The sequence below is a fragment of the Micromonospora sp. NBS 11-29 genome, assembly GCF_002140155.1.
Classification (GTDB): domain Bacteria; phylum Actinomycetota; class Actinomycetes; order Mycobacteriales; family Micromonosporaceae; genus Micromonospora.
In genome coordinates this window covers 170,637-178,136 of record NZ_NAPR01000020.1, presented here as the reverse complement: position 1 = coordinate 178,136, position 7,500 = coordinate 170,637, and the positions used below count along the sequence as shown (strand labels likewise).

The window sequence follows — 7,500 nt, the reverse complement described above, 5'->3', positions numbered from 1 at the left end:
CGGACGATCGCCCCCTCGTGCTCCGCCACGAAGCCCGGAGCGAGGCGCACCGCCGCCGGGGACGGCGATCGTCCGGTTCGCGCCGAATGGTCGACACAGCAGTACGCCGAAGTGGCGGTATCGGGGCGCACCGGATGCCACCACTTCCCCGAACTGGCCTCGCGCAGGTCGCCAGCCTTTCGCCGGGGCGCCGGAAGCACGGACCAGGGCGCGTGCACCAGCACCGGCGGCACTGGTCACGGCTCGAACTTGTAGCCCAGACCTCGTACGGTGACGATGTAGCGCGGCGCGGACGGCTCCGGCTCGATCTTGGAGCGCAACCGCTTCACGTGCACGTCCAGCGTCTTGGTGTCGCCCACGTAGTCGGCGCCCCAGACCCGGTCGATGAGCTGGCCCCGGGTGAGCACCCGGCCGGCGTTGCGCAGCAGCAGCTCCAGCAGCTCGAACTCCTTGAGCGGAAGCTGCACGCCGGCGCCGTCGACGGTCACCACGTGCCGCTCGATGTCCATCCGGACCGGCCCGGCGGTCAGCGTCGGCGCGCCCGTCTCGTTGGCCTCGGTGCTCTTGCGGCGCAGCACCGCCCGGATCCGGGCGACCAGCTCACGCGGCGAGTACGGCTTGGTCACGTAGTCGTCGGCCCCGATCTCCAGGCCGACCACCTTGTCGATCTCGCTGTCCCGCGCGGTGACCATGATGATCGGGACGTGGGAACGCTGGCGGAGCTGGCGGCAGACCTCGGTACCCGACATCTCCGGCAGCATCAGGTCGAGCAGCACGATGTCCGCGCCGGTCCGGTCGAACTCGGTGAGGGCGGAGGTGCCCGTCGCGGCGACGGAGACCTCGAATCCCTCCTTGCGCAGCATGTAGGACAGGGCGTCGGAGAACGATTCCTCGTCCTCGACCACCAGTACGCGGNGAACGTCGACCCCCCACCAAGGGTGCTCGACACATCCACCCGGCCGCCATGGTTGCTGGCGATGTGTTTGACGATGGCCAGTCCCAGACCGGTGCCGCCGGTCGAGCGGGAGCGGGCCTGGTCGGCGCGGTAGAAGCGCTCGAAGATCCGGTCGACCTCGTTCGGGGCGATGCCGATGCCCTGGTCGGCGACGGCGATCTCGACATGCTCGTCGGTGGTCCGCGCGGTCACCCGGACCGTGGTGTCCTCGCCCGAGTAGTTGATCGCGTTCTCCACCAGGTTCGCCACCGCGGTGGCGAGCTGGTTGTCACTCCCGTACGCGGTCAGGCCCCGCTGGCCGCCGACGGTGATCTCCACCCGACGGGCGGCGGCCGTGGTCCTGGTCCGGTCGACCACCTCGGCGAGCACCCAGTCCAGCGAGACCGGCTCGGGGGCGGGCTGCGGCTCGGCGCCCTGGAGCCGGGTCAGCTCCAGCAACTCCTGCACCAGCCGGCCGAGCCGGGTCGACTCGTGTTGGATCCGCTCGGCGAACCGCCGCGCGGCGACCAGGTCCTCGGACAGGTCGGGCGCGCCGTCGCCGGCCGGCTCGGTGGCGTCCACCAGCGCCTCGGCGAGCAGTTGGAGCGCGCCGATCGGGGTCTTCAACTCGTGGCTGACGTTGGCCACGAAGTCCCGGCGTACCCGGGCCAGGCGGTGCGACTCGGTGACGTCGACCGCCTCGACGGAGATGTAGCCGGCACCGAGCCCCATGGCCCGCAGGTGCACACCGAGCGGATTCTCCCCGGCGCTGTCGCGGCCCCGGGGCAGGTCGAGCTCGATCTCGCGACGCACGCCCGTGCGTCGCACCTGCCCGGCGAGGGTACGGATCAACGGGTGCGCCGCGATCGAGCCCGGCGTGGCCCCGGTACGGAGCAGACCCATCGCCCGGGCCGCCGGGTTCACCAGCACCGNCGGCCGAGCCCGGATAGGCCCCCCTGCGCTTCGTCCGGAATCGTCGGCCTCCCTGCGTCACGGCGGGTGGTCCCGCCGCCCCGCGACGCCCACCGACGTCGCCATTCTTGAACGGAGCCGGGCAGCAGTGACCCGGCGACCAGCCCGGTCGCCAGCGCCACGGCCACCGCGATGGCCACCGCCCATTCCACCCGGCGATCGTAGGGTCATTGTTAACCCAACGATCGGACGAAAAGGTACGAATCACTCTCGCTTCCGGGAATGTTCACCCGCGGGTCCCGCGTCGTTCATCCGCGTTCACCCTGGTGCCGGCCGCCCGACCTACCGTGGGGCGCGCACCTGCTCACGCCGTACCCATGTGGGGTGACGGCCTCCGACCCCAGGAAGTGACGATGCGCGACGAGTTCCGGGCCGACCTGCAGATTGTCAGCCAACTGCTGGTGGACATGGCCGAGGCGGTGCGCGCGGCCATGCGGCAGGCCACCAAGGCGTTGCTCACCGCGGACCGTGCCGCGGCCGAGGCGGTGATCTCGCGGGACGCCGAGATCGACGAGCTGTACCGGCACGTCGAGGAGCGGGTCTGCGACCTGCTGGCCCGCCAGGCGCCGGTCGCCTCCGACCTGCGCGCCATGATCACCGCTCTGCACGTGGCCGCCGACCTGGAGCGGATGGGCGACCTGGCCGACCATGTGGCGAAGACCGCGCTGCGTCGGCACCCATCCCCGGCGGTGCCGGCCGAACTGCGGCCGGTCTTCACCGACATGGCCGGCATCGCCGACCGGATGGCCGAGAAGATCGGCGCCGTGCTGGCCAAGCCCGACGCCGACGTCGCCGCGGAACTGGACCGGGACGACGACGCGATGGACGACCTGCACAAGAGCCTCTTCGCCGTGCTGCTCGGCGACGACTGGCCGTACGGCGTCGAGACCGCGATCGACGCGACGCTGCTGGGCCGCTTCTACGAGCGCTTCGCCGACCACGCGGTGAACGCCGGCGAGCACGTGGTCTACCTGATCACCGGTTCCCCCTCCGCCTGACCCACCAGGGGGGAAGGAGGGGCCCCTTCTTAACAGGGGAGTGTTAAGAAGGGGCCCCTCCTCTACCAGAGGCGTTAAGCGGGGGCCCCGCCTTACATCAGCGGCCCTGGTTGGCTACGGCGGCGGCGGCCGCCTTGGCGGCCTCGGGGTCCAGGTAGGTGCCGCCCAGCACCTGGGGACGCAGGTCGGCGTCCAGGTCGTAGCGCAGCGGGATGCCGGTGGGGATGTTGAGCTTGGCGATCGCCTCGTCGGAGATCTGGTCGAGGTGCTTGACCAACGCGCGCAGCGAGTTGCCGTGCGCCGCCACCAGCACCGTCCGGCCGGCGAGGATGTCCGGCACGATCGAGTCGTACCAGTAGGGCAGCATCCGCTCGACGACGTCCTTGAGGCATTCGGTGCGCGGCATCAGCTCGGTCGGCAGCAGCGCGTACCGGGGGTCGCCGACCTGCGACCACTCGTCGGCGTCGTCGATCGGGGGCGGCGGCGTGTCGTACGACCGGCGCCAGAGCATGAACTGCTCCTCGCCGTACTCGTCGAGGGTCTGCTTCTTGTCCTTGCCCTGGAGGGCGCCGTAGTGGCGCTCGTTGAGCCGCCACGACCGGCGCACCGCGATCCAGTGCCGGTCGGCGGCGTTCAGCGCCAGCTCGGCGGTGCGGATCGCCCGGCGCAGCAGGCTGGTGTGCACCACGTCCGGCAGCAGGTCGTGCTCGCGGAGCAGCTCACCGCCGCGCCGCGCCTCGGTTTCGCCCTTGGCGGTCAGGTCGACGTCCACCCAGCCGGTGAAGAGGTTCTTGGCGTTCCAGTCGCTCTCGCCGTGCCGCAGCAGGACCAGCGTCCCGACGGTGGGCCCTTCGCTCGCAGTCATGCGGATCATCCTGCCGTACCGGCCGAACGGACACGCGGCGACCGGTGGTGACGACCACCACGTGGAAATGCGGATGCCCGGCGTTCCGGCAGGCCACTAGGTTGTAAGGCATCTGAGATTGATCAGTCATTACCAACGGGGGACGACGCGATGCGGACGGTACGGGGCTGGCTCCGGGAGACGGCGGGCGGCCTACCGCGGCCCTTCTGGTACCTCTGGACCGGCACCCTGATCAACCGCCTCGGCTCGTTCGTCCTGGTCTTCCTCGCCATCTACCTCACTCAGGAACGAGAGTTCTCGGCCTCGCAGGCCGGCCTGGTGATCGGGCTCTGGGGCGTCGGGGGCGCGGTCGGCACGACGGTCGGCGGCACCCTGGCCGACCGCTGGGGCCGGCGGCCCACGCTGCTCACCGCGCACCTCGGCGCGGCCACCATGATGGTCGCGCTCGGCCTGGCCCGACCGCTCTGGNCTTCGGCGCGATGATGGTCGACGTCGTGCCGGAGAAGGACCGCCTCCGCGCGTTCTCGCTGAACTACTGGGCGATCAACCTGGGGTTCGCCTGCGCCGCCGTCCTGGCCGGGCTCGCCGCCCGGTCCGGCTACCTGCTGCTCTTCCTGGTCGACGCGGTCACCACGCTGGTCACCGCCCTGGTCATCTTCACCCGGGTTCGCGAAACCCGGGTCCGCGAAACCCGGGTGCCCGGCGTGGTCGACAAGGCCGGCGCGCTGCGGACCATCCTCACCGACCGGGTGTTCCTCGGTTTCGTGGCGCTCAACCTGTTCGCCGCGCTGGTCTTCCTCCAGCACATCTCGNGATCGCGCTCAACGGGGTGCTCATCGTGGTCGGGCAACTCTTCGTGCCCCGGCTCATCAGGGGACGGAGCCGGTCGCACGTGCTGGCGCTGGCCGCGCTGGTGATGGGCGTCGGGTTCGGGCTCACCGCCTTCGCGGACACGATCTGGCTCTACGGCCTCACCGTGCTGATCTGGACCCTCGGCGAGATGCTCAACTCGCCGTCCAACGCCACCCTGATCGCCGAGCTGTCGCCGGCCGCGCTGCGCGGCCGCTACCAGGGCGTCTTCTCCCTCTCCTGGCAGCTCGCCGGGGCCTTGGCGCCGGTCCTCGGCGGTCTGCTCCGGGAGCAGGCCGGCAACACCGCGCTCTGGCTGGCCTGCGCCGGGATCGGCGTGGTGACGGCGGTCGCCCACCTGGTCTCCGGTCCGGCCCGGGAGCGACGCGCCACCCGGCTCCGCGCCGCCGGCGCCGCGGTCACCCCGGTCACGCTGGCCCGCACCCCGGCCCCCGAGGCGGGCGAGGCCGCGGCCACGTCGCCCGCCGCGCCGGTCCGCGTCGGTTCCTGAGTACGCCGACCGCAGCCGCCGCCGAGCGACGGATACCGTAGCCCGGGATATCGGTTAGGAAACCTTACTGGAGGACGGGTGCGCGGCCTGCGGCGCTGGTGGGACGACACGGCCGGCGGGTTGCCCGCCACCTTCTGGTACCTCTGGTCCGGCCTCCTGATCAACCGGGCCGGCGCGTTCGCGCTGCTGTTCCTCTCGCTCTACCTGACCGCCGCGCGGGGCGCCTCGCCGTCGCTGGCCGGGCTGGTCGTGGGCGCGTACGGGATCGGCGGCGCGGCCGGCACGCTGCTCGGCGGCGTCCTCGCCGACCGGTGGGGACGACGGGCCACGCTGCTCGCCGCCCACCTCGCGGCGGCCGGGCTGATGGCGGCGCTGGCGTTCAGCCGGCACCTGGCGGTCATCGCCGCGCTGGCCACGCTGGTCGGGGTGGTGCACTCGATGCCGGGCCCGGCGTTCGTGGCCGCCATCGTCGACGTGGTGCCGGAGGCCCGCCGGTCCCGCGCGTTCAACCTCCAGTTCTGGGCGTTCAACCTGGGCATGGCGGTCGCCTCGCTGCTGGCCGGGGTGCTGGCCGAGGCGAGCTTCCTGGCGCTGTTCCTGGTCGACGCCGCGGCCACCCTGGCGGCGGCCGTGGTCATCGCGCTCAAGGTGCCGGAGACGCTGGACCGCCGGCCGGCCGTCACACCCCGGACGCTGGTGGGGCGACGGCCCGGGCTGCACACCGCGTTGACCGACCGCACCTTCCTCGTCTTCGTCGGGCTGACCTTCCTGCTGGCCGTGCTGACCATGCAGACCTCGACGATCATGCCGCTGGCGATGCGCGCGGACGGCCTGCGCCCGTCGGCGTACGGGCTAGTGGTGGCGCTCGGCGGGGCGCTGATCGTGGTCGGGCAGCTCTTCGTGCCCCGGCTGATCGAGCCGTACCGGTCGTCGAGCGTGCTGGCCGTCTCCACCGGCCTGATGGCGATCGGGTTCGGCACGCTGACCGTCGCCGACGGCCTGCCGCTCTACCTCGGTGCCGCGGTGGTCTGGACCGCCGGGCAGATGCTCGCCGCGCCGCCCAACGCGCAGATCAACGCCGACCTGGCCCCGCCCGAACTGCGGGCCCGCTACCAGTCGGTGTTCTACCTGACGTTCCCGGCGGCGTCCTTCGTGGCGCCGGCGCTCGGCGGGGTCAGTCTGGAACGCCTCGGTGAGCGGCACTGGCTCGTGGTGGGCGGCCTGGGCCTGCTCGCCGCCGTTGGGCACCTGCTCGCCGGGCCGCACCGGGAACGCCGGGTCGCCGCGCTGCGGGCCACGCGCAGGCCACCGGAGAAACTTCGACTTCCGCGCTGACGACCGGGAACGGCAGAGCGCCCNCGTACCGTACGCCCGGCGGCGGCGGGCGACACTCACCCCCGTAAGCGTCGCCCGCTCGCGCCGCCGGTTCCACGGGCGGCACCGTCCCCCAACGGTGTGCTCCACCCGATCCTCGCGTCTCGCTTGCGCGGACCTGATCGATCCGCCGCTCCCCCGAACGAAAACAAGCGGGACGCGGTGCAATAAAGTTAGTTCGCCCGGATTCTCGATTCAACCCGGATTCGCTGTCTTACCCGTCACAGCACCCGTGTCGGGAATCCGGCTGACCTGCTGTGGTCCTCGCCGGTGGCCAACGTCGGGTTCCCGCCGACCATTCCGGTAAACCTCAGCCGTCCTCGCGATTCGGGTTCTCCGTCCGGAAGAAGTTGCTCTGCCGGCCGTCCCGAAGCTGCTCCTGATAGATCAGGTTCAACCGCCGCGAGTCGAAGGTGTGGAACCACTCCTCCCAACTGACCGGCCGCATCCGGCTGCTCTCCCGATAGCCGGGCATGTCGAAGGTCAGCACACCGAGCCGGTCGCCCCGCTCGGTGCCGGCGATGGTGGCCGGGATCGCGCCCCGGGCCCGCGCCCAGCGCTGGATCACCTCGTGGTTGCGGGTCACCAGGCTACGACCGGGACGCTCCGGACGATCCGACAGCGAGGCGATGATCTGCGAGGACCCGATCGACCGGCTGGACGCGGGTCCCTGCGTCAGTGCCGTCGCCGACCCGGACAGCGCCGACTTCCGGACCGGCGCCGCCGTCGTCCGCGACGGAGCGACCTTGGCCCGCGACGGAGCGCCCCCGGTTCCCGACGGAGTCGCCTTCGCCGGCGAGGGAGCAGCCGTTGCCCGTGACGGGGCAGCCTTCGCCCTGNTCGACCGCGACGGCGCAGCCTTCGACCGCGACGGCGCAGCCTTCGACCGCGACGGGGCAGCCTTCGCCCGCGACGGGGCCGACTTCGCCCGCGAGGAAGTCGACTTCGCAGCCCGCGACGGGGCCGCCTTCGCCCGCGACGGGGCCGCCTTCGCCCG

Annotated in this window: 4 protein-coding genes and 3 pseudogenes; 3 read left to right on the top strand and 4 right to left on the bottom strand. The window is 72.0% G+C overall.

Features of this window, described 5'->3' with window-relative positions; genetic code table 11:
- Nucleotides 1-236: 236 nt before the first annotated feature.
- Both B1205_RS23185 and B1205_RS23180 read right to left on the bottom strand, forming a co-directional pair.
- Nucleotides 237-863, bottom strand: a complete 627-nt coding sequence (locus tag B1205_RS23185) for a response regulator transcription factor (RefSeq protein ID WP_254910146.1) — start codon at nucleotides 861-863, stop codon at nucleotides 237-239.
- Nucleotides 761-1,908: pseudogene (locus tag B1205_RS23180) on the bottom strand (sensor histidine kinase). The gene B1205_RS23185 and the pseudogene B1205_RS23180 overlap by 103 nt, the downstream one beginning before the upstream one ends.
- 351 nt (nucleotides 1,909-2,259) lie before the next feature.
- On the opposite strand from B1205_RS23180, the gene phoU reads away from it, so the two are divergent.
- A complete protein-coding gene (gene phoU / locus B1205_RS23175; protein ID WP_089157515.1) occupies nucleotides 2,260-2,904 on the top strand; it encodes a phosphate signaling complex protein PhoU in 645 nt (214 codons plus the stop codon).
- Between the two features lie 97 nt (nucleotides 2,905-3,001).
- On the opposite strand, the gene B1205_RS23170 is transcribed toward phoU, so the two are convergent.
- The gene (locus B1205_RS23170) at nucleotides 3,002-3,769 is read right to left on the bottom strand and encodes a phosphoglyceromutase (RefSeq protein ID WP_089157514.1); all 768 of its coding nucleotides are present in this window, start codon (nucleotides 3,767-3,769) and stop codon (nucleotides 3,002-3,004) included.
- 150 nt (nucleotides 3,770-3,919) lie between these two features.
- Between B1205_RS23170 and B1205_RS23165 the strand changes: the two are divergent.
- Together B1205_RS23165 and B1205_RS23160 are read left to right on the top strand one after the other, a co-directional pair.
- A pseudogene (locus B1205_RS23165) lies at nucleotides 3,920-5,129 on the top strand (MDR family MFS transporter).
- Between the two features lie 78 nt (nucleotides 5,130-5,207).
- Nucleotides 5,208-6,464, top strand: coding sequence for an MFS transporter (locus B1205_RS23160; protein WP_089157513.1), 1,257 nt, complete (start codon nucleotides 5,208-5,210; stop codon nucleotides 6,462-6,464).
- A 349-nt stretch (nucleotides 6,465-6,813) separates the two neighbouring features.
- Here B1205_RS23160 and B1205_RS32225 read toward each other — a convergent pair.
- Nucleotides 6,814-7,500, bottom strand: a pseudogene (locus B1205_RS32225) (hypothetical protein); the annotation flags it as partial.

What these genes read in the sequence shown, in the direction of transcription:
- B1205_RS23185 (WP_254910146.1), bottom strand. Translation starts at nt 863, where the DNA reads ATGCTGCGCAAGGAGGGATTCGAGGTCTCCGTCGCCGCGACGGGCACC.
- phoU (WP_089157515.1), top strand. Translation starts at nt 2,260, where the DNA reads ATGCGCGACGAGTTCCGGGCCGACCTGCAGATTGTCAGCCAACTGCTG.
- B1205_RS23170 (WP_089157514.1), bottom strand. Translation starts at nt 3,769, where the DNA reads ATGACTGCGAGCGAAGGGCCCACCGTCGGGACGCTGGTCCTGCTGCGG.